The sequence below is a fragment of the uncultured Tateyamaria sp. genome (assembly GCF_947503415.1).
In the GTDB taxonomy this organism is placed as follows: Bacteria; Pseudomonadota; Alphaproteobacteria; order Rhodobacterales; family Rhodobacteraceae; genus Tateyamaria.
In genome coordinates this window covers 54,977-77,837 of the sequence record NZ_CANNDS010000005.1, presented here as the reverse complement: position 1 = coordinate 77,837, position 22,861 = coordinate 54,977, and the positions used below count along the sequence as shown (strand labels likewise).

The 22,861-nt window shown below is 60.1% G+C and carries 19 protein-coding genes; 8 read left to right on the top strand and 11 right to left on the bottom strand.

All coding sequences use genetic code 11. The annotated features are described in order from the left end of the window. Positions 1-169: 169 nt before the first annotated feature. The 3 genes from pgi to zwf are packed head-to-tail and all read right to left on the bottom strand — an operon-like array spanning position 170 to position 3,866. A complete protein-coding gene (gene pgi / locus Q1A32_RS21265; RefSeq protein WP_299657780.1) occupies positions 170-1,744 on the bottom strand; it encodes a glucose-6-phosphate isomerase in 1,575 nt (524 codons plus the stop codon). A 5-nt stretch (positions 1,745-1,749) separates the two neighbouring features. Beyond that, the gene (gene pgl / locus Q1A32_RS21260) at positions 1,750-2,418 is read right to left on the bottom strand and encodes a 6-phosphogluconolactonase (protein WP_299657778.1); all 669 of its coding nucleotides are present in this window, start codon (positions 2,416-2,418) and stop codon (positions 1,750-1,752) included. After that, entirely contained in the window at positions 2,415-3,866 is a 1,452-nt protein-coding gene (zwf, locus tag Q1A32_RS21255) for a glucose-6-phosphate dehydrogenase (protein WP_299657776.1), read from the bottom strand. The genes pgl and zwf overlap by 4 nt, the downstream gene beginning before the upstream one ends. A 208-nt stretch (positions 3,867-4,074) precedes the next feature. Between zwf and Q1A32_RS21250 the strand changes: the two genes are divergently transcribed. Further along, the gene (locus Q1A32_RS21250; protein WP_299657774.1) at positions 4,075-5,016 is read left to right on the top strand and encodes a radical SAM protein; all 942 of its coding nucleotides are present in this window, start codon (positions 4,075-4,077) and stop codon (positions 5,014-5,016) included. 3 nt (positions 5,017-5,019) lie between these two features. Here the strand turns inward: Q1A32_RS21250 and Q1A32_RS21245 are convergent, their stop codons facing one another. Continuing rightward, positions 5,020-5,289, bottom strand: a complete 270-nt coding sequence (locus Q1A32_RS21245) for an usg protein (protein ID WP_299657772.1) — start codon at positions 5,287-5,289, stop codon at positions 5,020-5,022. Between the two features lie 191 nt (positions 5,290-5,480). Between Q1A32_RS21245 and gyrA the strand changes: the two genes are divergently transcribed. Further along, on the top strand, positions 5,481-8,225 hold the full coding sequence (gene gyrA / locus Q1A32_RS21240) for a DNA gyrase subunit A (protein ID WP_299657770.1): 2,745 nt from the start codon (positions 5,481-5,483) through the stop codon (positions 8,223-8,225). A gap of 3 nt (positions 8,226-8,228) precedes the next feature. Here the strand turns inward: gyrA and Q1A32_RS21235 are convergent, their stop codons facing one another. From Q1A32_RS21235 to Q1A32_RS21220, 4 genes are all read right to left on the bottom strand, one after another. After that, on the bottom strand, positions 8,229-9,854 hold the full coding sequence (locus Q1A32_RS21235; RefSeq protein ID WP_299657768.1) for a hypothetical protein: 1,626 nt from the start codon (positions 9,852-9,854) through the stop codon (positions 8,229-8,231). A 94-nt stretch (positions 9,855-9,948) separates the two neighbouring features. Beyond that, positions 9,949-11,424, bottom strand: coding sequence for a carboxypeptidase M32 (locus tag Q1A32_RS21230; protein WP_299657766.1), 1,476 nt, complete (start codon positions 11,422-11,424; stop codon positions 9,949-9,951). Beyond that, on the bottom strand, positions 11,424-12,569 hold the full coding sequence (gene ctaA / locus Q1A32_RS21225) for a heme A synthase (protein ID WP_299657765.1): 1,146 nt from the start codon (positions 12,567-12,569) through the stop codon (positions 11,424-11,426). The genes Q1A32_RS21230 and ctaA overlap by 1 nt, the downstream gene beginning before the upstream one ends. 59 nt (positions 12,570-12,628) lie before the next feature. Then, a complete protein-coding gene (locus tag Q1A32_RS21220; RefSeq protein WP_299657763.1) occupies positions 12,629-13,357 on the bottom strand; it encodes an RNA methyltransferase in 729 nt (242 codons plus the stop codon). 137 nt (positions 13,358-13,494) lie between these two features. Here Q1A32_RS21220 and Q1A32_RS21215 point away from each other — a divergent pair, with 137 nt between their 5' ends. After that, complete coding sequence (locus Q1A32_RS21215; RefSeq protein ID WP_299657761.1) at positions 13,495-14,109, top strand: thiamine phosphate synthase; 615 nt, start codon at positions 13,495-13,497, stop codon at positions 14,107-14,109. On the opposite strand, the gene Q1A32_RS21210 is transcribed toward Q1A32_RS21215, so the two are convergent. Next, positions 14,106-15,299: a HupE/UreJ family protein gene (locus tag Q1A32_RS21210; RefSeq protein WP_299657759.1), complete on the bottom strand. Its 1,194-nt coding sequence runs from the start codon at positions 15,297-15,299 to the stop codon at positions 14,106-14,108. The two genes, Q1A32_RS21215 and Q1A32_RS21210, sit on opposite strands and share 4 nt — an antisense overlap. On the opposite strand from Q1A32_RS21210, the gene Q1A32_RS21205 reads away from it, so the two are divergent. From Q1A32_RS21205 to Q1A32_RS21190, 4 genes are all read left to right on the top strand, one after another. Then, complete coding sequence (locus Q1A32_RS21205) at positions 15,298-16,098, top strand: DUF4198 domain-containing protein (protein ID WP_299657757.1); 801 nt, start codon at positions 15,298-15,300, stop codon at positions 16,096-16,098. The two genes, Q1A32_RS21210 and Q1A32_RS21205, sit on opposite strands and share 2 nt — an antisense overlap. A gap of 45 nt (positions 16,099-16,143) precedes the next feature. Beyond that, positions 16,144-17,037, top strand: a complete 894-nt coding sequence (locus Q1A32_RS21200) for a PfkB family carbohydrate kinase (protein WP_299612497.1) — start codon at positions 16,144-16,146, stop codon at positions 17,035-17,037. Further along, on the top strand, positions 17,034-17,954 hold the full coding sequence (locus Q1A32_RS21195; RefSeq protein ID WP_299657755.1) for a pseudouridine-5'-phosphate glycosidase: 921 nt from the start codon (positions 17,034-17,036) through the stop codon (positions 17,952-17,954). The genes Q1A32_RS21200 and Q1A32_RS21195 overlap by 4 nt, the downstream gene beginning before the upstream one ends. 72 nt (positions 17,955-18,026) lie before the next feature. Further along, complete coding sequence (locus Q1A32_RS21190) at positions 18,027-18,773, top strand: DUF502 domain-containing protein (protein WP_299612493.1); 747 nt, start codon at positions 18,027-18,029, stop codon at positions 18,771-18,773. A 37-nt stretch (positions 18,774-18,810) separates the two neighbouring features. On the opposite strand, the gene Q1A32_RS21185 is transcribed toward Q1A32_RS21190, so the two are convergent. Both Q1A32_RS21185 and Q1A32_RS21180 read right to left on the bottom strand, forming a co-directional pair. Further along, entirely contained in the window at positions 18,811-19,842 is a 1,032-nt protein-coding gene (locus Q1A32_RS21185; RefSeq protein WP_299612491.1) for a patatin-like phospholipase family protein, read from the bottom strand. A gap of 105 nt (positions 19,843-19,947) precedes the next feature. Beyond that, positions 19,948-20,733 carry a 3-hydroxybutyrate dehydrogenase gene (locus Q1A32_RS21180; RefSeq protein ID WP_299657753.1) on the bottom strand — a complete coding sequence of 262 codons (786 nt, stop codon included), beginning with the start codon at positions 20,731-20,733 and terminating at the stop codon, positions 19,948-19,950. A gap of 401 nt (positions 20,734-21,134) precedes the next feature. On the opposite strand from Q1A32_RS21180, the gene Q1A32_RS21175 reads away from it, so the two are divergent. Further along, positions 21,135-22,850 carry an extracellular solute-binding protein gene (locus tag Q1A32_RS21175; RefSeq protein WP_299657751.1) on the top strand — a complete coding sequence of 572 codons (1,716 nt, stop codon included), beginning with the start codon at positions 21,135-21,137 and terminating at the stop codon, positions 22,848-22,850. The last annotated feature ends 11 nt before the right edge of the window (positions 22,851-22,861 follow it).

Sequence of the window (22,861 nt, the reverse complement as noted above, 5' to 3'; positions counted from 1 at the left end):
TCGAATAGGCGAACAACCGCTCACGTACAGGTTGCCCCACGTTGGAAAACAGCAGAACGCTCACCGGTTTCTTCTGACCGGAAATACCATCGGGGAGCTTGAGGGGCAGACAGCCCCTCATCACAAAATGTATCAAATGCGCCGTCAGGCGCTCCGATTGGCAGCAGCCCTAGCGGTGCGCGTGCAAATACGACACCAACGCCTGTGTCGATCCATCCTTGCCATCGCTGGGTGCCGTGCCCTCGACAATCGGCTGCAGCGCTGTGGCCAGTTCCTTGCCCAATTCCACACCCCACTGGTCATAGGAATTGATGCCCAGGATCACACCTTCCACAAACACCCGATGCTCATAGAGCGCTACGATCTGGCCCAGCGTGAATGGATCGAGCTTTGGATAGATCAAGGTCGTCGACGGACGGTTCCCGGCAAAGACACGATGCGCCGCCTGACGTTCCAACTCGTCGCCCTCAAACTTGTCGGCAATCTTGCCGCGCGCCTCTTCCAGCGACCGGCCCCGCATCAATGCCTCCGATTGCGCCAAGCAATTGGCGACAAGCAAATCATGGTGATGTCGCAACTCCGGCTCATGCCCTTCGCAGGCCACCATGAACTCACACGGGATCACAGACGTGCCCTGATGGATCAATTGGTAAAACGCATGCTGCCCGTTGGTGCCCGGCGCGCCCCACACAATGGGCCCACTTTCCACAGGCACCGCACCGCCATCCATCGTCACGGACTTCCCGTTCGATTCCATCTCCAACTGCTGGAAATAGGCGGGCAACTGCCCCAAGCGCTGATCATAAGGCAGCACGGCGCGCGTTGCATGGCCCAACACCTGCCGGTGCCAGATGCCCACCAACGCAAGCATCAGCGGCATGTTCTCCACACCCTCAGCGACCCGGAAATGCGTATCCATATCCTGCCCACCGCGCAAAAACGCGCGGAAGCCGTCGGGACCAACGGCCATCATCAACGACAGCCCGATCGGCCCCCACATGGAATAGCGCCCGCCAACCCAATCCTCGAACCCAAACACGCGCTCGGCCGGAATGCCAAAGTCAGACGTCTTTTCAAGGCTCGTGGACAGGGCTGCGAACTGGGCGGTCGGATCACCGCCATGGTCCACCATCCATGCCCGCGCCGTGCGCGCGTTGGTCATGGTTTCAATGGTGGTAAAGGTCTTTGAGGCGACAATGACCAGCGTCGTCTTGGCATCCAGCCCCCGCAACGTATCCGCAATATGCGCCCCATCGACATTGGACACAAAGTGGCACCGCGGCCCGTCATGATAGGGCGACAACGCCTGCACCGCCATCGCAGGCCCCAGGTCCGACCCTCCGATCCCGATATTCACAACATCGGTGATGGCACTGCCGCGCACCTCTTCGGCATAGGCAGACATCCGGTCCAGCGTGTCCAGCACACCGGGCATGACGTCTTCGCCATCGACCTCAACCGGCCCACCATCCAGATTGCGCAAGGCGGTGTGCAGCACGGCCCGCCCCTCGGTCTCATTGATCTTCTCACCGGAAAACATCGCATCCCGCCGCGCCGCAACACCGGCGTCATCGGCCAGCGCCAGCAACAGATCGCGGGTGGCGGCGTCAATATTGGTCTTCGAATAATCAAACCGCATGTACTGCGTCTGCACCGCAAACGCATCCGCACGTGGGTCCTCAAACAAATCCAGAATGGAGCGGTCCGATACTTCGCCCGCCTTGGCCTTCAACGCATCCCACATGTCTTTCACTCCGCCCAATGCACGGTCAAACCGCCCATAACTGCCCTGATCGGTGCCTGCACCGGATCAAGCCGATCGGCCCGCTCCAAAGCGGCGCGCTTCTCAGCCCCATAAATCACAAGATGCTTCGCCATCGCCCCAGCCAACGCTGGACCAGAAAACGAAATCCGCGGCTCCTGCCCCTCAACCGAAACCGGCACAACCAAAGGCGCATCATCGGCCAGCATATCCGCCAATCCAACTGCACCCGGAAACAGCGACGCCGTGTGCATATCCGCCCCCATCCCCAGCAAAAGCAACGATATCGGCATCTGATCCGCCAACCGCTCGGACAACCCCGGCGCCGCTTCGGCAGGTGTCTGCCCTTCAACATAGAACGGCACGAACTTCGCCGCCGCCGCCCGGCTCTGAAACAAACGCTCCTTCAGCAACTTTGCATTGGACCGTTCGTGATCTTCCGGCACCCAGCGCTCATCACTGAGCATCACGTTGACCCGGTCCCACTCCAGATCAGCCGCACACAAACTGTCAAAAATCGGCCCCGGCGTTGTCCCGCCCGGCACCACAAAGGATGCAAAAGGATGGACCAACAAGCAGTTCTTCAACTCGCTCGCCAACGCATCGGCCAGCCCCATCGCCAGCAGATCGCGGTCAGGATATTCGACGATATTCATGGCGCCACCTTCCTCCACACACGGGTGTCACGGGCCAAAAGCTGCACGGCATCCACCGGCCCCTCGCTGCCCGCATCGTAAACCTTGGGCACGTCACCGCGCGCATCCCAGCCATGGATGATCGGATCGGTCCAGGCCCATGCGGCCTCGACCTCATCACCGCGCATGAACAAGGTCTGGTTGCCGCGAATGACGTCCATGATCAGACGCTCATACGCATCCGTCTGGTCCGATCCGTCCTCTCCCAACGCATCGGCAAAGGACATATCCAACGGTACATTCATCAGCCGCATACCGCCGGGCCCGGGCTCCTTGATGGTCACGCCCAAGGTGATGCCCTCGTTGGGTTGCAGACGGATCGACAGCTCATTGCGATGATCGCTCGTCTCGCCAAAGATCGAGTGGTTGAGTTCCTTGAACACGACGGTGATCTCGCTCGACCGCGCTTTCAGCTTCTTGCCGGTGCGCAGATAAAACGGCGTGCCCGCCCATCGCCAATTGGAAATACCAACCTTCATGGCGATGTAGCTTTCGGTGCGCGACCGGGAATCCCCGACCGCATCGCGGTAGCTTGGATCATCATCATCCGCATCATACTGACCACGCACAATGTGATGCGGCTCCACCTCATCCAGTGCCCGGATCACTTTCAGCTTTTCGTCGCGGACCGCATCGGGGTCGAATTTCGACGGCGGCTCCATCGCAATCAGACACAGCAACTGCATCAAGTGGTTCTGCACCATGTCACGCATGGCCCCGGACTTGTCGTAATACTCGCCCCGACCTCCGACGCCCACGGTCTCGGCCACCGTGATCTGGATGTGGTCGACATATTGCGAATTCCAAAGCGGCTCGAACAGCATGTTGCCAAAACGGACGGCCATCAGGTTCTGCACCGTTTCCTTGCCCAGATAATGATCGATCCGGTAAATCTGACCCTCATCAAAGAAGGCCGCCAGATCCCGGTTCAGCTCCTTGGCCGAAGCCAGATCGCGGCCAAACGGTTTCTCAACGACAATCCGGCTCTGTTCGTCCGTCAGCCCATGCTGGTTCAACCGCTCCGCCAGATCGCCAAAAAGGCCCGGCGCCACCGAGAAGTAATACGCACGCACCACATCAGGACGCATCAGCTCCGCCAGCTCCCGCCAGCCCTTCTCGCCACGCGCGTCAATGGTGACAAATTCCATCCGTTCCAGAAAACCGGCCAGTGTGCCGTCTTCGCAGGCGCGGCCACCGCCAAACTCGGCTACGGCCTCTGCGACGAACTCACGATACGCGGCACTGTCCATGTCACCACGTGCGGCCCCAATGACACGCGCGTCCTTTGGCATCTGCCCGGCACAAAAGCGACGGAACAGCCCCGGCAAGATCTTGCGACGGGCCAGATCACCTGTGCCTCCAAAGATAACCAGATCAAACGGGTCGACCGGGATAACGCGCGAAACCATGGCAAGGGCTCCCTCTTGCATGCAGATAGAAATGTTTGCGCTACCACTAGCAGATTCAAACCGATACTCAACGCCCGATGCTGCACCTGCATCACACGCACGCATATTTCTATCACAAAGCTGTCAAAGGGGCACAGTCTGCTTTTCCCTGGCGGCGTCGCAGCTTACCTCTACGGTCGGACATCAAGAGCAGAACGGACCACACGCAATGAAAGACCTGGCAAATCTGGGCAAGTTTCAGGACCCCGATGTCACCGCCACGGGCGAGGCGCGCGCAAAAGTGTCGCTGAGCAACCCCGAAACCCTGTGGTTCAACACCGGCACGCTCTGCAATATTGCCTGCGCCAACTGCTATATCGAAAGCTCGCCCACCAACGACGCGCTGGAATATATGAGCGCGGACGAAGTGTCCGACTATCTCGACCAGCTCGAAACACGCGAATGGAACGTGCGTGAAATTGCGTTCACAGGGGGGGAGCCGTTCATGAACCCCGCCTTCCTCGACATGGTCGAACGGTCACTTGTGCGCGGCTATGACGTGTTGATTCTGACGAACGCCATGGCCCCCATGATACGCCCCCAGATCAAGGCGGCGATCATCCTGCTGGTCAAAACCTATGGCGACAAGCTCACCTTCCGCATCTCGCTGGATCACCACGCGGCAGCTGTGCACGACACTGAACGCGGTGTGGGCACCTTCGCCAAGACCTTGCGCGGTATTGACTGGCTGTCCTCCATTGGCGCCCGACTTGCTGTCGCGGGCCGGATCGAAATGGCTGAAAGCGAGGCCGAGGCGCGTGATGGCTACGCTGCACTTTATGCAAAACACGGATGGGACATTGACGCCGCCAACCCGGGCATGACGGTCCTGTTCCCCGAGATGGACGAGAATGTCGAAGTGCCCGAGATCACCACATCCTGTTGGGGCATCCTGAACAAGCATCCTGAGGCGGTGATGTGTTCCTCTTCTCGGATGGTGGTCAAACGAAAAGGTGCCCAGACACCTGCGGTGCTTGCCTGCACCCTCCTGCCCTATGACCCGCAATTCGAGATGGGCACGACACTCGAACAGGCAGAGGCCGACGTGTCGCTGAACCATCCCCACTGCGCAAAGTTCTGTGTGCTGGGGGGGGCGTCCTGCTCGGCCTAAGGGTCAGTGCAGCGTGAATTCCCCGGTCACATTCCGCCATTCGCCGGGCGCAATCATCTTGCGATGGGTGAACTGAACCGAGTGTAGCATCCCTTCGATCTCGGCCTTCCAGAAGTCGATGAATTTGAACAGCCGCGGGTGGCCCGGCGCGATATCGTAGTCCTGCCAGACGAAGGTGTTCAGCACATGTGTGTAGTCGGGCATGCGGTAGTACATCTCCGCCGTTGTCAGCCCATATCCCTTCAACATCAATTCGGTCTCAGTCTCCGCCATTTTGACCTCTTTTCTCTGCTCTGCACTCTATTCAAGACCGACATGAATTAATAATCAATGAAAACAGTGTTCTAGCAGCCTGCGCCTACGACTGCTAACAACGGACAGGTCGCGGGCATTGCACCTTATCTGCGCTTTCTGATAGAGTGATCCCCAACATATAGAGCACGCGACAGAACGGGCAGACCCACGTGAACGACACGCCACAACCCCCTGAAAATGATGATGAAATGACACCGGAACGGCCCGCTTATGACGGCCCGTCGGTATCCATCGAACAAGAGATGCGCACGTCCTATCTGGACTACGCCATGTCGGTCATCGTCTCCCGCGCCATCCCCGATCTGCGTGACGGCCTGAAACCGGTGCACCGCCGCATCCTTTACGCGATGCACGAAACCAACAACACACACGACAAATCCTACCGCAAATCTGCCCGTCCCGTAGGCGATGTGATGGGTAAATACCATCCCCACGGCGACAGCGCGATCTACGACGCCCTCGTGCGTATGGCACAGGATTTTTCCATGTCCTTGCCGCTGCTGGACGGCCAAGGGAACTTCGGCTCCATGGACGGCGACAACCCCGCCGCCATGCGGTACACCGAAGTGCGGATGGACAAACCAGCGGCCTATATCCTTGCCGATATCGACAAGGATACCGTTGATTTTCAAGACAATTACGACGGCAAAGACCGCGAACCGACCGTCCTGCCAGCGCGTTTCCCCAATATGCTGGTCAACGGCGCAGGCGGCATCGCCGTCGGCATGGCCACCAACATCCCGCCCCACAACCTGGGCGAGGTAGTCGACGCTTGCCTCGCGTTGATCGAAGACCCAGACCTGTCGTCCGAAGCGCTGATCGAATATGTGCCCGGCCCCGATTTCCCCACGGGCGGTATCATGCTTGGTCGCTCCGGTGCGCGCAAAGCCTATCTTGAAGGGCGCGGCAGCGTCATCGTGCGATCGAAAACCCGCGTCGAGGAAATCAGGAAAGATCGCTACGCCATTGTTATTGATGAGATTCCCTATCAGGTGAACAAGGCCACCATGATCGAACGCATCGCCGAGGCGGCGCGTGAAAAACGGATCGAAGGGATCAGCCACGTCCAAGACGAATCTGATCGCAACGGTGTGCGTGTCGTGGTCGAACTGAAACGGGACGCAACGGCAGAAGTCGTTTTGAATCAGTTGTTTAGATTCACGCCGATGCAGACCTCCTTTGGCTGCAACATGTTGGCCCTGAACGGTGGTCGCCCCGAACAGCTTACCCTGCGCCGATTCCTCACCTCCTTCCTCGATTTCCGCGAAGAAGTGGTCATCCGCCGCACTGCCTTCGATCTGCGCAAAGCCCGCGATCGATCACACATCTTGTGTGGCCTTGCCGTCGCTGTTTCAAATGTGGACGAAGTCGTCGCGACCATCCGCTCCTCCGCCGACGGTGCAGAAGCACGCCAGAAGCTGATGGAAAGGCGCTGGCCCGCTGCCTCGATCGAAAGCTACCTGCGTCTGATCGACGATCCGCTGTCGAAAATGCACGACGACGGCACCTACAACCTGACCGAGATACAGGCCCGCGCGATCCTTGATCTACGCTTGCAACGCCTCACCCAGATCGGGGTCAAGGAAGTCACGGACGAACTTGAAGAACTTGCCGCAAGGATCAAGGAATACTTGGAAATCCTCGGTTCCCGCGAACGGATCATGGGCATCATCTCGGACGAATTGACCGAGGTCAAAGACCTCTTTGCCGTGCCGCGCCGCACCGAGATCGTCGACTGGTCCGGCGATATGGAAGACGAAGACCTGATCGAGCGCGAGGACATGGTCGTGACCGTCACTTCGGGCGGCTACATCAAGCGCACCCCGCTCGCCGACTTCCGCAGCCAGAAACGTGGCGGCAAAGGTGTGTCGGGCATGCAGACGAAAGAAGAGGACGTGATCACCACACTCTTCGTCGCCAACACGCACACGCAACTGCTGTTCTTCACCACGGACGGCATGGTCTACAAGCTCAAGACATGGCGTTTGCCGCAGGGTGGCCGTACGTCCAAGGGCAAGGCCATCATTAATATCCTGCCGATCCCACAAGGGGTAAGCATCGCTGCCATCATGCCTGTGGATCGGGATGAAAAGGAATGGGACGACCTCCAAGTGGTCTTCGCCACTTCTGCTGGCACTGTGCGCCGCAACAAGCTGTCGGACTTCACCAACGTCATGCGCAACGGCAAGATCGCGATGAAGTTCGAGGATGAGCACGCCAACACAACCATGATCAATGCCCGTATCGCGTCCAACGATGACGACGTGATGCTGGTCACCAATTCGGGCCGCGCGATCCGCTTCCCGGCCACGGATGTGCGCGTGTTCAACAGCCGCGCATCTGTCGGTGTCCGTGGCATCAAGCTCAGCGGTTCGGACAGGGTTGTGTCCATGTCCATAATCCGCCACTTCGATGCGACCAGTGAAGAGCGCACCGCATACCTTAAAATGCGCCGCGCCATGGCCGGTATCGCCGATGATGCAGAAACGGACGAGGATGAAGCGCCCGCCGATCCCAACTTCTCCAACGACCGTTACGTAGAAATGTCAGCCGCCGAGAACCTGATCCTGACCATCACAGCGCAGGGTGCGGGCAAGCTCAGCAGCAGCCACGACTACCCAATCCGTGGACGTGGCGGGCTTGGTGTCACGGCAATGGACAAGGCCATGCGCGGCGGCCAGATCGTCGCTTCCTTCCCGGTCGAACTGGACGATCAGATCATGCTCGCAACATCCAAGGGCCAGTCGATCCGTGTGCCTGTGGACGGGATCAGCTTCCGCTCGCGCAGTGCGGGGGGCGTCAAAGTCTTCAACACCGGCAAGAACGAAGAAGTTGTCAGCGTCGCATGGATCGCAGATCAGGGTGACGAGGACGACGGCGACACCGAGGGCTGACGCTCAGTCCAGCGGCGGCAACACCTCCTCCAGCGGGATCGGCGTATACCAAAGCGCGTCGATCTCGACATCACGCACAGCATCGCACTGCGGTGCCGCCTTCGCCATGTCGACGACGATGGCATAGCTCTCCTCCATCAAGGGCACGTATTCGGCACAACGCGGAAAGCGCTCGGCCTCCTGCGTGCAGATGTGCGTGCGTAATCTTTCGGCTCGGACAAACGGGCAAAGAATATCCATAGCCGGATCGACGCTTGCCGCTGCCCGGATCACCTCTGGCCGCGCGCCTTCCTTTTGCGCGTCGTGATAAACCTGCAATTGGCGTGTCTTGAACAGCAGGTACAGATCAAGCCTCAGAACCGGATCGTCCGCAAAGACAATTGAATTGATCTGGGCGTCTTCGAACTCGAAATACCGCGGGACATCCGCGCCAATATGCACATTGGCATATTTGTGCCAAAAGCTGTCGGAAAACGGTGCAGCATAAAGCCTGCGGATGGAGAACGCGCGGGCCTGCTCGGCTTGAGCTTCAAGCCGCGCGGCCTCTTCCGCCGGTGTCTCACCGGTCGCCACACGCCGCGTGATCGCGCTGCCATCATCATTGAAAACTGTGATCCACGGCAGTTCGAACTGCACAGCTTCGACCATATCCATAAGGCGCAGGTTCAGCGGATCCATTTCAAGGAACGTCAGCGCACGGTCAAGATGGGCATGCCGCAGCTTGTTCACCGTGTTTCTCCGCTTGAGGAACATGCCAAAGCGGTTCTCGAACGTGCCTGCCCATTGGTCCAGATTTGCCAAGTCATGCAAATCCGGGTCCGTTGTCAGGAATGCATTTTCCATCCAGGTAAGCTGGGGTTCGGTGACAGTGTCGTATCCGAAGTTGTTGATCAGGTTCAGCAACCGGTAAGTCACCATCTCCGGATTGTCCGGGTTGTAACCCTCCCAATCACCAAGATCGATGTTCCGGACCTCGCCATGGATTGCCTGCCCATACATCAGACACACCGTCTCCCCTTCATCAGAGATGCGGGCTGCGTATTCGTGGCAAAAGGCTTCAATCGCCTCCATCCCGTAACGCCCGACGAAATCGAATGCCCGCTGGAGAGTGCCCCAGTTCGGATGGCTGTCCATGACATAGTTCAACGCAGAAACCGGATCACCGACATCCTTGTTGAAGTAATACATGATAGTCGCGGCATCAGAGGCCGGGATCAGGTCCGGCGCGGCGGCATAAGCAAAACGGGCATGTCGTGTTGCTTCGCCCCGCATCGCGTGTGCAGCCTCATAGGCCCATCCGTTCCGGCTTGACGACATGGCGATCGCGCTATTCCAAAGGCTCCAGGCCCGGGCGATCCGGGCGTAATGATTGCCCGTGTCCTGGTTCAACCAAGCCTTGACGAACGCGGTGGTCTTTGGATGGCTGCCCGACAGCACGATAAACAAGTCGCGCATGTCATCCGCGCTTAGTTCACCTGCTTCAAAGCGCTGTTGTGCATCTTCGACAAATGCTTGAACGGCGATGAAATCACCGTCCTGAACCTTGTTGAAAAGCTGCCGGTCCAGATTTGGCTCTGCATATGCTACGGAGCCGAAGACCATCAAAACCAATACCAGAATTGCGCGCATCGCACCCACCTTTCAATACTATCGAAGGTAGTTTCGTTATGGATTGCGCCTGCGCTTGGTCCTCACTTGGGCGATCTTGTGGCGCCGCGTTGTTCTACAGATCGTAGATGTGGGTAAACTTGTCCTGAAGATAGGCCAGCAAGGGTGACGGTCCGGGCGTTTGGCCACTCGCCAGCTCGATCACCTCGCGCGGGGCATAGAGGCTGCCGTGTTGCTGCAAATTGTCCCGCAACCAGCCTGTGGCTTGGCCGGTCTCGCCCTGCGCCAATTGCGCATCCAGATCAGGCACCGCCGCCCGCAGCGCCTCATTCAGGCACCCGGCATAGACGTTGCCCAGCGAATAGGTCGGGAAATAGCCAAACAGGCCCACGGACCAATGCACATCTTGCAGAACGCCATTGGACGGCTTGTCGACCGCGTATCCGAAATCAACTTCGAACCGATCATTCCACGCCGCTTCCAGATCGCTTACATGCAGGTCACCTGCCATCAACGCACGCTCCAGATCAAAGCGCAGAAGGACATGCAGGTTGTACTGGACTTCGTCCGCCTCCGTCCGGATATACCCGTTCGAGACGCGGTTGACGGCGGCATAGAACGCGTCCTCATCCCCAATTCCAAAGTCCCCAAACGCATCGCGCATCTGCCCATAGAGCCAGCCGGTAAAGGCACGGCTGCGCCCCAACTGGTTCTCATAGATCCGGCTCTGGCTTTCGTGCACACCCATCGACACTCCACGGCCCAGCGGGCTGAGCAGAAAGGCATCGTCGATGTTCTGCTCATAGCAGGCGTGCCCGACCTCGTGGATGGTCGAGTAGAAGCAGTTGAACGGATCGTCCGGATTGGTTCGGGTCGTGATCCGCACATCATTGCCTGAACCGGAGGAAAACGGATGCACCGCCTTGTCGATCCGACCATGGCCCAGATCATAGCCAAAGGCTTTCGCCAACACCGTGCTCAGCTCCAACTGCGCCGCTTCGTCAAACTGCCCCGTTACGCCCTTGGGTGCGGGTTTCTCAAGGATGGCCGCCCGCAACTCTGTCAGTCCGGGCCGCAACGCGCCAAACATCGCCTCTAGGTCCGCGCCGGTTGTGCCCGGTTCGTAATCCTCCAACATGGCATCATAGATATCGCCGCCACTCGCAAGCGCCGCACCCTCTTCACGTTTCAACCCGATGACCTCAGCCAGAACCGGGGCAAAGGCGGCATAATCATCGGCTTGCCGCGCCTCCGCCCATTTGCCCTGCGCCGTTGATGTGACACGTGCAATGGTCGCCGCCAGATCGGCAGGCACCTTGGACGCCCGCTCATAGCTGCGCCTGATCTCACGCAGCTTGGCCGCGCCCACCGCATCCAACGCATCAGCGTCAATGGAGGCCAACCACTCGCCCACCTGAGGTGCGGTCCGCCGCGCATGCAGCACGCTTTCCATGGCCGCCATCTCTTCGCCCCGCTGGGCCGCAGCGCCGCGTGGCATCATGGTTTCCTGATCCCATCCCAAACGCCCCGCCACCTGGCCCAGGGCCTGCGTGGTGTGATCATAGGCTAACAGGTCGTCGAATGCAGTCATCAAGAAGTCCCTCGGATGGATGTGGCAATGGGATAAGCAGCAAGGAAACGCGCGCGCAGGATCAGCGCCCACAGCACCACGGCCAGGAATTGGTGCAGAATGGCGACCTGCCATGGCGCGCCATACAGCACCGTAACAATGCCCAGCACGATTTGCAGGCTCATGGCCGCAAACATCGCACTGAAGGCAAAGCGCGTCTTGTCATGCGCCGACTTGCGCCCCCGCAGCCAGACCACAACGGCAAAGGCAAACAGCAGATACCCAGACACGCGGTGGATGAACTGCACCAGTCCGGGGCTTTCAAAAAAGTTCCGCCACCACGGCTCGAATGTGAAAGCGGACGCAGGAAACACTTGCCCGCCCATCAAGGGCCAATCGGTGTAGCTGCGCCCAGCATCAATCCCAGCCACCAACGCACCAATCAGGATTTGGAGAAATGCAAAATGCATCAGCCCCGTGGACATGGAAAACAGCTTCGCTTCCTTGCCGCGCCGCGCCTGCATCAAGTCCCGCTCAGACCGCCCGAGCAAGTACATATACCACGCGATAAAGCCCAGAATGACAAAGGCCAGCCCCAGATGCGTGGCAAGCCGGTAGCTGGCCACATCCAGCACCCCTTGGCCCTGCGTCACACCGCTCGACACCATCCACCAGCCGATGGCACCTTGCAGGCCACCCAGCGCTCCAAGACCCAACAGGCGTGGCGTCCACCCCGTCGGGATTTGCCGACGCAACAGGAACCAGAAGAACCCGATGACCCAGATGAGGCCAATCACCCGGCCCAACTGCCGGTGCCCCCATTCCCACCAATAAATCACCTTGAAGTCGGCCAGGGTCATCCACTGGTTCTGAATGCGGAACTCGTCAATCTGTTGGTAGAGGGCAAACTCCGCCTCCCAATCGGCTTGGGTCAACGGCGGGATCGCTCCGGTAAAGGGGCGCCACTCGGTGATGGACAAGCCGCTATCTGTCAACCGGGTCAACCCGCCCACGGCAATCATCACGACGACAAGAGCAAACAGCATCATAAGCCACACGCGGATTGCACCGCGCGCGCCACCCCGGCCCTTGTCGATCACACCGGTTTCCACCACCTGTTTTTCGGTGGTGCCGACCTCTTCGAAAATACTACGGTTCTTGGCCATTTCGGCTCCGTTCTTGCGTCACCGCGCAACCTAGGCCCGGCCCCTGCGAAGGTCCAGCGTCAGCCACGGTTCGCCCAACGGACCATCTGACGCAGCATGCCGTGCAAGGTCTGCACATCCGCGCGGGTCAGAGGCATCCGGCTCCACAGATTGCGCAGGTTCATCTTCATGCTGGGGCCCTTGTGCTCGGGGAAAAAGAACCCGGCGTCGTCCAGCCGCTCCTCGAAATGCCGCGCCAGATGATCAATCTCATTCACATCGGCCCAGTCGGTACCGGCCATCTCAACAACCCGGTGCTCAATCTCGGCACTGGCTCGGACCCACTCATAGCCGACGAGCAGCACACATTGTGCAAGGTTCAACGATGGAAATTCCGGGTTCACCGGCACGGTGATCAACGCATTGGCCTGCGCCAGATCCTCATTCTCAAGCCCGGCCCGCTCGGGTCCAAACATCACGGCCACATGCTGCCCCTCGGCAATACGCGCGGCCGCGTCCCGCATGGCCGCCTCAGGGCTTAACACCTCCTTGGTCATGTCCCGCATCCGCGCCGTGGTGGCATAGACAAAGGTGCAATCTGCAACGGCCCCTGCCACATCGCCGTGCACGGTGGCAGCATCCAGCACACGACCCGCCCCGCTGGCCATGGCCACAGCCGCCGGATTCGGCCATCCATCGCGCGGGTCCACAATGCGCATCCGGTCCACGCCAAAGTTCAGCATCGCCCGGGCCGCCGCCCCGATATTCTCGCCCATCTGTGGGCGCGTCAGCACAAATGTCGGTGTCATGGCGGGCCGTCTACCCCGCCGCGTCCCGCCCGACAATCCCCTTCACTTTGCAAAATAAACTTCCGCCGGAGGCATAAATCTTTCCAAGCACAGCCTTTTCCGGCTAGAGCGTCCCCAAGACCAAAAGGACGACGCCAATGAGTGCCCCCGAGCAGCCGCAGCTTTACCTTCTGACCCCGCCCGTGTTCGAGCTGTCGGTGTTCCCCGATCAGCTGGCCTCCGTGCTCGACGCCCATGATGTGGCGTGCATCCGACTGGCACTCGCGACACGGGACGAAGACCGCATTTCACGCGCCGCCGATGCTTGCCGCGAAGTGGCGCACGCGCGGGACGTTGCCATCGTAGTGAACGATCATGCCGGGTTGGCCGAGCGGTTGGGTCTGGACGGCGTACACCTGTCTGATGCAGCGAAATCCGTACGCGACGCGCGCAAGGCACTGGGGCCGGACGCCATCGTGGGCAGCTTCTGCGGCATCTCGCGCCATGACGGCATGAGCGCGGGCGAAGCGGGCGCGGACTACGTGGCCTTCGGTCCAATCACCGGGCTGGGCGACGAAACCACAGCCGAAGACGACCTCTTTGCATGGTGGTCCGAGATGATCGAAGTGCCCGTGGTGGCCGAAGGCGGGCTGACCCAGGACGCAGTCAAACGCCTCGCCCCCATCACCGATTTCTTCGGGATCGGCGAAGAAATCTGGGGCGACGAAGACCCTGCCGCCGCCCTTGCCCGCCTCATGATACCGCTGGACTAAAGCAACGTCCGCTCAATCACCCAATAGATCGCGATCACCGCAATGATAAGCGACCCGGTCATCGACCAGGCGCGGAACATCACGTTGTAATCGGTGATCGTTTCCTCCTGCCCCTCAAGGTCCGCCATACGGGCCGCACGCACGCCCAGCCACAGGGCAATCGCAGCAAGCGCAATAACCGTCAGCTGACCCAGCTCCACGCCGACATTAAAGCCGATGAGCGCAGGAATGAACTGCCCCTCGGGCAGACCAAAATCACCCAGCACAGACGCAAAGCCAAGCCCGTGCAGCAATCCGAACCCAAACACGATGGCAGGCCGCCAACGGTTCAACCCACGGGCAAAGATATTCTCGACCGCGACATAGACGATGGACGCCGCAATCAACGGCTCTACAATGCTGCCCGGGATGACAACCAGCCCCAACGCGCCAACCGCCAAGGTCACGGTATGGGCCAGCGTAAAGGCTGTGACCTGCCACAAAAGCGGGCCGATCTTTGTCGACAGAAAAAACAGCCCCAGCACAAACAGGATGTGATCCAGACCCTTGGGCAGGATATGATCAAAGCCCACGGGCACATACGCGCCAAAGGTCTGCCACCCAGACGCCTCATCCCCGCCCGACACTGCAATGGGGCCGCTGTTGCTGCCACCGCTGATCAAACCGGTAAAGGGCTCCTCGACCCCCTGCTGCCGTAGGACCAGATCGCCCGCTCCGTCCGGCCAGGCGACCTGAACCGCACGTGTGCCTGCGGGGACAGATCCGCTTAGAACCAGGTCCGAGATCCGGGCCAATTCGTCATTCGGAACATCCGGCACGTTCACATCGTCCAGAGTCACAACCACCGGAACACCATCCGCAAGCACAAGCGGCAAGGCGTTCCAATTGGCGGTTAATGTCGGAACACGGTCCGCAACCTCTGCGCCGGACAGTGCACGCAGCACGTCATAATCGGCTGCGTTATCCGCGTTGTCCGTATCCGCAATCTCGTCGAGATCAATGCCCGACAGTTGCGCTTCGACATTCACGCGAACCGCAAATTCTACCGCACCGTCTGCCACTGTCAGATCGGCAATCGTCGGCACAACTTCATGCGCGGACGCCACGCTGGCCCATGCAGCCCAGCAAAGAGTTGACAACACGGCCCAAAAGCGCAGCTTCAGAGGCATCCGAACAAAGGCAACGTTCATGTATCTCATCCGTTATTTAACAGTGCTTTGGTGCGTCATCTTAGCGACAAGCGCAACCGCCCATGAGTTCTGGATCGAACCGGAAGCCTATCAAGTGCCCGCGTCGGGGAAAATTGTGGCACGGCTGAAAAACGGTGAGGATTTCGAAGGCGTGAACCTCGCCTATTTCGAACGTCGGATCGAACGGTTCGACGTGGTGGTTGGCGACACGATCCGCCCGGTCGAAGCGCGCATGGGTGATAATCCGGCCCTCGATGTGCCCGCACCGGTGGGGGGGCTTGTTGTGGTTGTGCATGAAACGACATCGTCCTTGTTGACGTACAAGGAATGGCAAAAGTTTCAGAAATTCGCCGATCACAAGGATTTTGAGGATATCGAGGCGCGTCACGCAGCCAATGGATTTCCAGAGCCACCGTTCAAGGAACGCTACAGTCGCCACGCCAAGGCCCTGATCGCCGTGGGCGAAGGCATCGGCATGGATCGGGCGCTGGGTCTGAAGACCGAATTCATCGCTTTGACCAATCCCTATGCCCCTGACTTTGACGGTATGATGCAAGTGCAGGTGACGCTTGACGGCGACATACGGGCAAACGCGCAAGTCGAGGTGTTCGAACGCGCGCCCGACGATAACGTCACCATCACGCTGCACCGCACGGATGAGATCGGGATCGCCACCATTCCGGTGAAACCGGGCCATGACTACCTGTTCGATGCGGTCTCCATCGCGCCCATCACCGACAGCGATGATGCCGTTTGGGATACCTATTGGGCCGCACTCACATTTGCCGTACCTGAGTAAGCCGCCCCCCTTGCCTCTTGCCTGCGCGGGCGGCACAAGACGGGCATGACGCGCACTGCTGACATTCTTTGCATCGGATCAGTCCTGTGGGACGTGATTGGGCGTGCGCCTCTGGCCATGCGACAGGGATCGGACGTTCCGGGCCGGATCACCCGCCTGCCCGGCGGCGTTGCCATGAATATCGCCATGACGCTGGCGCGCTTTGGTCTGACACCTGCCTTGCTGACGGCCATTGGCCGCGACATCGAAGGGGATGAGTTGATCGCCGCTTGCACCGCGCGCGGCATGATCACCGACACCGTCTACCGCTCCGAAGACCTGCCCACGGACCAGTACATGGCAGTCGAGGGCGCAAACGGCCTGATCGCCGCCATCGCGGACGCCCACTCGCTCGAAAGCGCTGGTGCCAAGATCCTGCGCCCCCTGACAGACGGCACTCTTGCGACGGACACCGCACCCTATACTGGCCTTGCGGCGCTGGATGGCAATCTGACCCTCGACCTGCTGAACGAAATCGCCACCAGCCCGGTTCTGGCACATGCCGACCTGCGCGTGGCCCCTGCCTCCCCGGGCAAAGCAGAACGGCTGGGTCCGTTTTTGACCCACAGCCGCGGCACGCTCTATGTTAATCTCGAAGAGGCCGGGCTGCTCTGCCAACGGGGCTTTGACAATTCGGTCGAGGCCGCCGATGGCTTGCTGGAACGCGGGGCGGCGCGCGTGCTTGTCACCGACGGCGGCAACACGGCCACCGAAGGGTCGGCGGATGGCCTGGTCAGCGAAACACCTCCGCAAGTGCTGGTCACACGCATCACCGGAGCGGGCGACACGTTCATGGCCGCACACATCGCGGCAGAGACCCGCAAGGCCAACCGCACCGACGCGTTGCACGCCGCCCTTGAGGCCGCAGCCATCTACGTTTCAGGAAAGACACCGATATGAGCCTTTACACCCCCTCGCCCGAAGTCGCGGATGCCTTGGCTGCGGGGTCGCCCATCGTGGCGCTTGAAAGCACGATCATCACGCACGGGATGCCCTATCCCCAGAACCTTGAGGTCGCGCGGCAGGTCGAAGCGGATGTGCGCGCAGCTGGGGCCGTGCCTGCCACCATGGCCGTGATCGACGGCACCCTGCATGTGGGCCTGACGGACGTGCAGCTTGAAGGACTGGCGCAAGCCCGCGAGGTGGCAAAGCTGAGCCGCGCGGATATGGCGGCCTGCGTCGCCTCGGGCGGCACCGGGGCCACAACGGTTGCGGCCACCATGATCGCCGCACGCATCGCCGGGATTGCGGTCTTTGCGACAGGCGGCATTGGCGGCGTGCACAAAGGGGCAGAAGGCAGCTTTGATATCTCTGCCGATCTGATGGAACTCGCCCAAACGCCCGTGACGGTGGTCGCGGCCGGGGCCAAGGCAATCCTCGACATCCCCAAGACGCTCGAAGTGCTGGAAACCCAAGGCGTGCCGGTGATCGCATATGGTCAAGACGACATGCCCGCCTTCTGGTCGCGCAGCGCGGGCCTGAAAGCGCCCCTGCGCATGGACACTGGCCGCGCCATTGCCGCCGCACATGCGCAACGCGCCACCTTGGGCATACCGGGCGGGCAACTGGTCGCCAACCCGATCCCCGAGACGGACGAGATAGACCGCGACACCCTCGCCCCCATCATCGCGCAGGCCACACAGGATGCGCAGACGCACGGGATCACCGGCAAGGGTGTCACACCCTACCTGCTGCAACGTATTTTTGAGCTGACCGAGGGCCGGTCACTGACCGCCAACATCGCCCTTGTGCGCAACAATGCCCTGCTTGCCGCGGAAATCGCCACGGAATTGGGCGCAATTGGCAAGGATGCCTGAATAAGGGGCGGAAACCATTGTAGTGCCGGAAGCGTTGACTTACCTAGTCTGTGAACTTGTGCCGGGACCCTGATGAACACCCCTTTTGATCCAGAAACGCCCCGGAAACCCGGCCTGTTCTCAAGATTACGCGCATCATTCCTGACCGGTCTGGTGGTGATCGCGCCCGTTGGCCTGACAATTTGGCTGATCTGGACGGTGATCGGCTGGATCGACGGTTTTGTCTGGCCGCTTGTCCCCTCCGCATGGCAACCGGATTCCATCGTCAATTACTGGCTGAACAATCCGCGCTTCATCGAGCAAAATGAAACGCTGATCGCAAACCCTGACTGGATCACCGTGAACGTGCGCGGCGTCGGGGTCATCGTCTTCCTGCTGTTCACCATTTTCACGGGCTGGATCGCGAAGGGCTATATCGGGCGGTCGCTGATCCGCTACGCCGAAAGCCTGGTGGAGCGGACCCCGGTGGTGCGGTCGATCTATTCCGGAATCAAACAGATCTCTGAGACGATCTTTGCCCAGTCGGAGCGGTCATTCGAAAAGGCCTGCCTGATCGAATACCCGCGCAAGGGCATCTGGGCCATTGGCTTCATCTCGACCACGGCCAAGGGCGAAGTCACCGAACGGGCGGGCAATACCGGCGCCTTGTTCAGCATCTTTGTACCGACAACGCCAAACCCGACATCCGGCTTCCTGCTGTTCTTTCCGGCCGAAGACGTGATTGAACTGGACATGTCGGTGGAGGATGCAGCCAAGCTGGTGATCTCGGCTGGTCTTGTCTATCCCAACGGCAAGGACCCAACCACGCCGCCGAAATAACGCGGCAGGTTGGTCGCGCTGTCCTTGGCTTGAAGGGTCAGGAAAACAGTTCCTGCATGTTGACGCTGTCACCCTGCCCGATCTGATCGAAATGCGCGTCCAGGAACTGCTCTGCTGCGCGCGCACCCGCGTCGCGCAGCTTTCCCATGACAAAGCCATTGGGGACCACCTTCGTGGCCACGCTCAGATCATTCATCAGGGCATCATCCGCGATCATGTGCATGTTGATGCGTCGCATTTGCCCACGTTCCATCGTGCCTTGGTCGATCAACCGCTTCACAAAGGAAATCGCACGCATCTCGCGCAACAGGGACGAATTGAAACTGATCTCGTTGATCCGGTTCTGAATTTGCTGCGGTGTGCGCGGCAGGTCCACGCGCTCCAGAGGGTTGATGTTGATCACCACAATGTCGTCGGGCAACGACGCATCGAACAGCGGAAACAAGGCCGGATTGCCAGTGTATCCGCCATCCCAGAACTCCTCGTTCTGCCCCGTCTCGCTGTCGTAGACCATGACCGCCTGAAACAGCGTCGGCAGGCAGGCCGACGCCATGATGGCCTCCGGCGTTACTTCGGCCTGCTGGAACACGCGCAGCTTGCCATTGCGCACCCGGGTCGCGTTGATGAACAGCTGCGGACCGTCATCACAGCACACCTTCTCCATGTTGAACTTGGACACGATATCGGTGAGCGGATTGCGATAGAACGGCCCAAAGGCATAGGGCGATGTCATACGGCCCACCGCGTCGCCCACGGCATATGGCAGTGAGTATTCAAGTGCCTGACTGATCTGCGCCGGACCAAACGGCGCCAGCCAAGTTGATATCCGCATGTCCTGCACGCCCGCCACCTGCGCCCACAACCAGTCGAGGTTCTCGCGCGCGGCATCTTCACCCGACATCGCCAGCCCCGCCTTGAGGGCTGCGCCATTCAACGCCCCTGCGGAGGTACCCGACACACCGGCGATCTCGACCCGGTCATCGGCCAGCAACACGTCCAACGCCCCCCATGTGAACGCGCCATGCGCGCCGCCGCCCTGAAGTGCCACATTGATCTTCTTGCGTGTCATGGATCGACCCTTTGGGTTGGTGGTGACTGAGGGAGCCTCATGTTGCGGCGGCAAAGCCACCTGTCAGGCGAGCGGCGGCGGTTTATCGTGCGAAACGAAGCTGGATCACAGCGCCGTCCATCCGCCGTCCACGCTGATGGTTGTGCCGGTGATCTGATCTGCGGCCGATGAGCAAAGGAAAACGGCCGTGCCGCCCATCTGCTCGGTCGTGGCGAATTCCTTGGAGGGCTGGCGCTTGAGCATGACATTCTTGATCACCTCGTCGCGACCCATGTCGTATTCCTTCATCGTGTCGGGGATCTGGCTTTCAACCAGCGGGGTCAGCACGTAGCCGGGGCAAATGGCGTTGGCGGTGATAGGTTCCTCGGCGGTTTCCAGCGCCGTTGTCTTGGTCAGGCCAACAATGCCGTGTTTGGCCGCGATATAGGCCGACTTGTAGGGTGACGCGGTCAGCCCGTGGGCGGACGAGACGTTGATCACCCGTCCCCACCCGGCAGAACGCATCAGGGGCAAAGCCGCCGCTGTCGTGTGAAAGGCGGAGCTGAGGTTGATCGCGATGATCGCGTCCCATTTGTCCACGGGAAAGTCGGGGATGGCGGCGACATGCTGGATGCCCGCATTGTTGATCAGGATGTCACAGGCCCCCGCCTGTTCGATCAGGGACCGGCATTCATCGCCCTTGGACATGTCCGCCTTGATGTAGCGTGCCTTGGTCCCGGTCCCGTCTGCGATCTCTTTGGCCAGCGCATGATCTTCATCGCGGTCGGTGAACGAATTCAGGACGACATCGGCCCCGGCCCGCGCCAATTCCCACGCCATGCCCAACCCGATGCCCGAGTTCGAGCCGGTGATGATGGCCGTTTTTCCTGCCAGTGAAATCTCGAATGCCATGGGCCAAGTCCTTTCGTATAAGTTGCACGCACTTTGTCATGCTGCACCTGCGAAAGGAATGGTCCCGTGGGTCGCTTTGATCCACAACGGCCAAAAAAAAACGCCAGCACGAAGCTGGCGTTAAGTTATTGAGGCAGGTTTCATACAGGCAAGAAACCTATCGAGCAGTGCCCTTGTTATACGCAAACCCGCCCGAAGAGTCCAAGCTAAAAGTTTGATAATGCGTAAATGTCCCGGGGCAGCTATTGTTAACAAAACAAGGGCGATCAGGGATTGTTTACCAAATGAGCAGGCATTTTTTCCAATTTGGACCCCTCGGAAAAAGGGGGGTCACCGCGATTCTGACGGGCCTTGTGGTGGCTGCGGGTGCAGCACAAGCAGAGCCACGGCATGGCATAGCTATGTATGGAGACCCCCAACTGCCACCGGATTTTGTGTCCCTTCCGCATGCGAATCCCGATGCACCCAGTGGTGGAACAATCACTCTGGCGAACACCGGCAGTTTTGATTCGCTCAATCCCTACATTCAGAAAGGCAACGTGCCCTGGCAGTTGCGCTTCCTCACCCATGAAAGCCTGATGGGCCGCAGCCGGAACGAACCCTTCGCGCTGTACGGCCTTCTGGCCGAATCGATTGAAACCGATGAAGACCGCACTTGGGTCGAATTTACCCTGCGCGAGGGCGCCACATTCTCGGACGGCAGCCCCGTCACGGTCGAGGACGTGCTGTGGTCCTACGAGACCCTCGGGACGGAAGGCCACGGACGTTACCGCAGTCTCTGGACCCAGGTCGAAACGCTGGAACAGACCGGTCCGCGCAGCATCAAATTCACCTTCAATACCGAGAACCGCGAACTGGCCCTGCTGGCGGGCATGCGGCCCATCCTGCAAAAGGCGCAGTGGGAAGGGAAGGATTTCGCCGCCGCTTCCATCAACGACGTGCCCATCGGATCAGGGCCCTACGTGATCAGCGATTTTGAAGCGGCACGTTCCGTCACCCTCACCCGCAACCCGGATTATTGGGGCAAAGACCTCAATTTCCGACGTGGCACATTCAATTTCGACGAAATCACCATCGACTTCTACGGCGACGGCGATGTGGTGAACGAGGCTTTCAAAGCGGGCGACGTGTCCGCCGTGCGCGAATTCAACGCCGAAAACTGGACCAGCGGGTACGACTTCCCGCGCGCGCAGTCAGGCGATGTGGTCAAGACCGAGATCGCGCACCAGAAACCCTCCGGCGTCACCGGCTTTGTTATGAACACCCGCCGCGCGCCCTTTGACGACTGGCGCGTGCGCGAAGCGCTGATCACTGCCTTCAACTTTGAATATATCAACGACACCCTGACGGGCGGCGCACAGCCGCGTATCACGTCCTACTTCTCCAACTCGCCGCTGGCGCTGGAACCTGGTGCTGCCAAGGGGCGTGTCGCCTCCCTTCTGGCGCCGTTCAACGGCCAACTGTTGCCCGGCGTGATGGAGGGGTATGCCCTGCCCGAAAGCGACGGCACCCTGCGCAACCGCAAAGGACTGCGCCGCGCGCTTGGCCTGCTGGAAGAGGCCGGGTGGACAACTCAGAACGGCAAGCTGCGCAATGCGGACGGTCAGGCCATGGCGTTCACCATCCTGCTGGACCAGCAACGCACCGAAGATCGGGCCATTGCCGACCTCTATACGCAAGCGCTGGAACAGTTGGGCATCGACGTGGACATCGACCTTGTCGACGGCGCGCAATTCACCGCACGCGAGGATGCGTTCGACTTCGACATAACCTATCACCGCCGCGCCCTGTCGCTCAGCCCCGGCAACGAACAGTGGTTCTATTGGGGGTCTGATGCCGCGGACGAGGAAGGATCGGCCAACCTCATGGGCGCGCAAGACCCAGCCATCGACGCCATGATCACGTCGATGCTGACGGCCACCACGCGCGAGGAAAGCATCGCCGCCACCCGCGCACTGGACCGGTTGCTGATTGCGGGCCGATACGTGGTGCCGTTCTGGCAATTCACCACCGGGCGCATCGCGCACGTGTCCGAGATGAAACACCCCGACACCATCCCGTTATACGGCGACGGCCCGGACTGGATGCCCCAGTTCTGGTGGTGGGACGCGAATTAAAGAGCCACGCA

Excerpts from the sequence above, each read along its gene's own strand:
- pgi (WP_299657780.1), bottom strand. The coding sequence starts at position 1,744 with ATGTGGGATGCGTTGAAGGCCAAGGCGGGCGAAGTATCGGACCGCTCC.
- pgl (WP_299657778.1), bottom strand. The coding sequence starts at position 2,418 with ATGAATATCGTCGAATATCCTGACCGCGATCTGCTGGCGATGGGGCTG.
- zwf (WP_299657776.1), bottom strand. The coding sequence starts at position 3,866 with ATGGTTTCGCGCGTTATCCCGGTCGACCCGTTTGATCTGGTTATCTTT.
- Q1A32_RS21250 (WP_299657774.1), top strand. The coding sequence starts at position 4,075 with ATGAAAGACCTGGCAAATCTGGGCAAGTTTCAGGACCCCGATGTCACC.
- Q1A32_RS21245 (WP_299657772.1), bottom strand. The coding sequence starts at position 5,289 with ATGGCGGAGACTGAGACCGAATTGATGTTGAAGGGATATGGGCTGACA.
- Q1A32_RS21235 (WP_299657768.1), bottom strand. The coding sequence starts at position 9,854 with ATGCGCGCAATTCTGGTATTGGTTTTGATGGTCTTCGGCTCCGTAGCA.
- Q1A32_RS21230 (WP_299657766.1), bottom strand. The coding sequence starts at position 11,424 with ATGACTGCATTCGACGACCTGTTAGCCTATGATCACACCACGCAGGCC.
- ctaA (WP_299657765.1), bottom strand. The coding sequence starts at position 12,569 with ATGGCCAAGAACCGTAGTATTTTCGAAGAGGTCGGCACCACCGAAAAA.
- Q1A32_RS21220 (WP_299657763.1), bottom strand. The coding sequence starts at position 13,357 with ATGACACCGACATTTGTGCTGACGCGCCCACAGATGGGCGAGAATATC.
- Q1A32_RS21215 (WP_299657761.1), top strand. The coding sequence starts at position 13,495 with ATGAGTGCCCCCGAGCAGCCGCAGCTTTACCTTCTGACCCCGCCCGTG.
- Q1A32_RS21205 (WP_299657757.1), top strand. The coding sequence starts at position 15,298 with ATGTATCTCATCCGTTATTTAACAGTGCTTTGGTGCGTCATCTTAGCG.
- Q1A32_RS21210 (WP_299657759.1), bottom strand. The coding sequence starts at position 15,299 with ATGAACGTTGCCTTTGTTCGGATGCCTCTGAAGCTGCGCTTTTGGGCC.
- Q1A32_RS21200 (WP_299612497.1), top strand. The coding sequence starts at position 16,144 with ATGACGCGCACTGCTGACATTCTTTGCATCGGATCAGTCCTGTGGGAC.
- Q1A32_RS21195 (WP_299657755.1), top strand. The coding sequence starts at position 17,034 with ATGAGCCTTTACACCCCCTCGCCCGAAGTCGCGGATGCCTTGGCTGCG.
- Q1A32_RS21190 (WP_299612493.1), top strand. The coding sequence starts at position 18,027 with ATGAACACCCCTTTTGATCCAGAAACGCCCCGGAAACCCGGCCTGTTC.
- Q1A32_RS21185 (WP_299612491.1), bottom strand. The coding sequence starts at position 19,842 with ATGACACGCAAGAAGATCAATGTGGCACTTCAGGGCGGCGGCGCGCAT.
- Q1A32_RS21180 (WP_299657753.1), bottom strand. The coding sequence starts at position 20,733 with ATGGCATTCGAGATTTCACTGGCAGGAAAAACGGCCATCATCACCGGC.
- Q1A32_RS21175 (WP_299657751.1), top strand. The coding sequence starts at position 21,135 with ATGTATGGAGACCCCCAACTGCCACCGGATTTTGTGTCCCTTCCGCAT.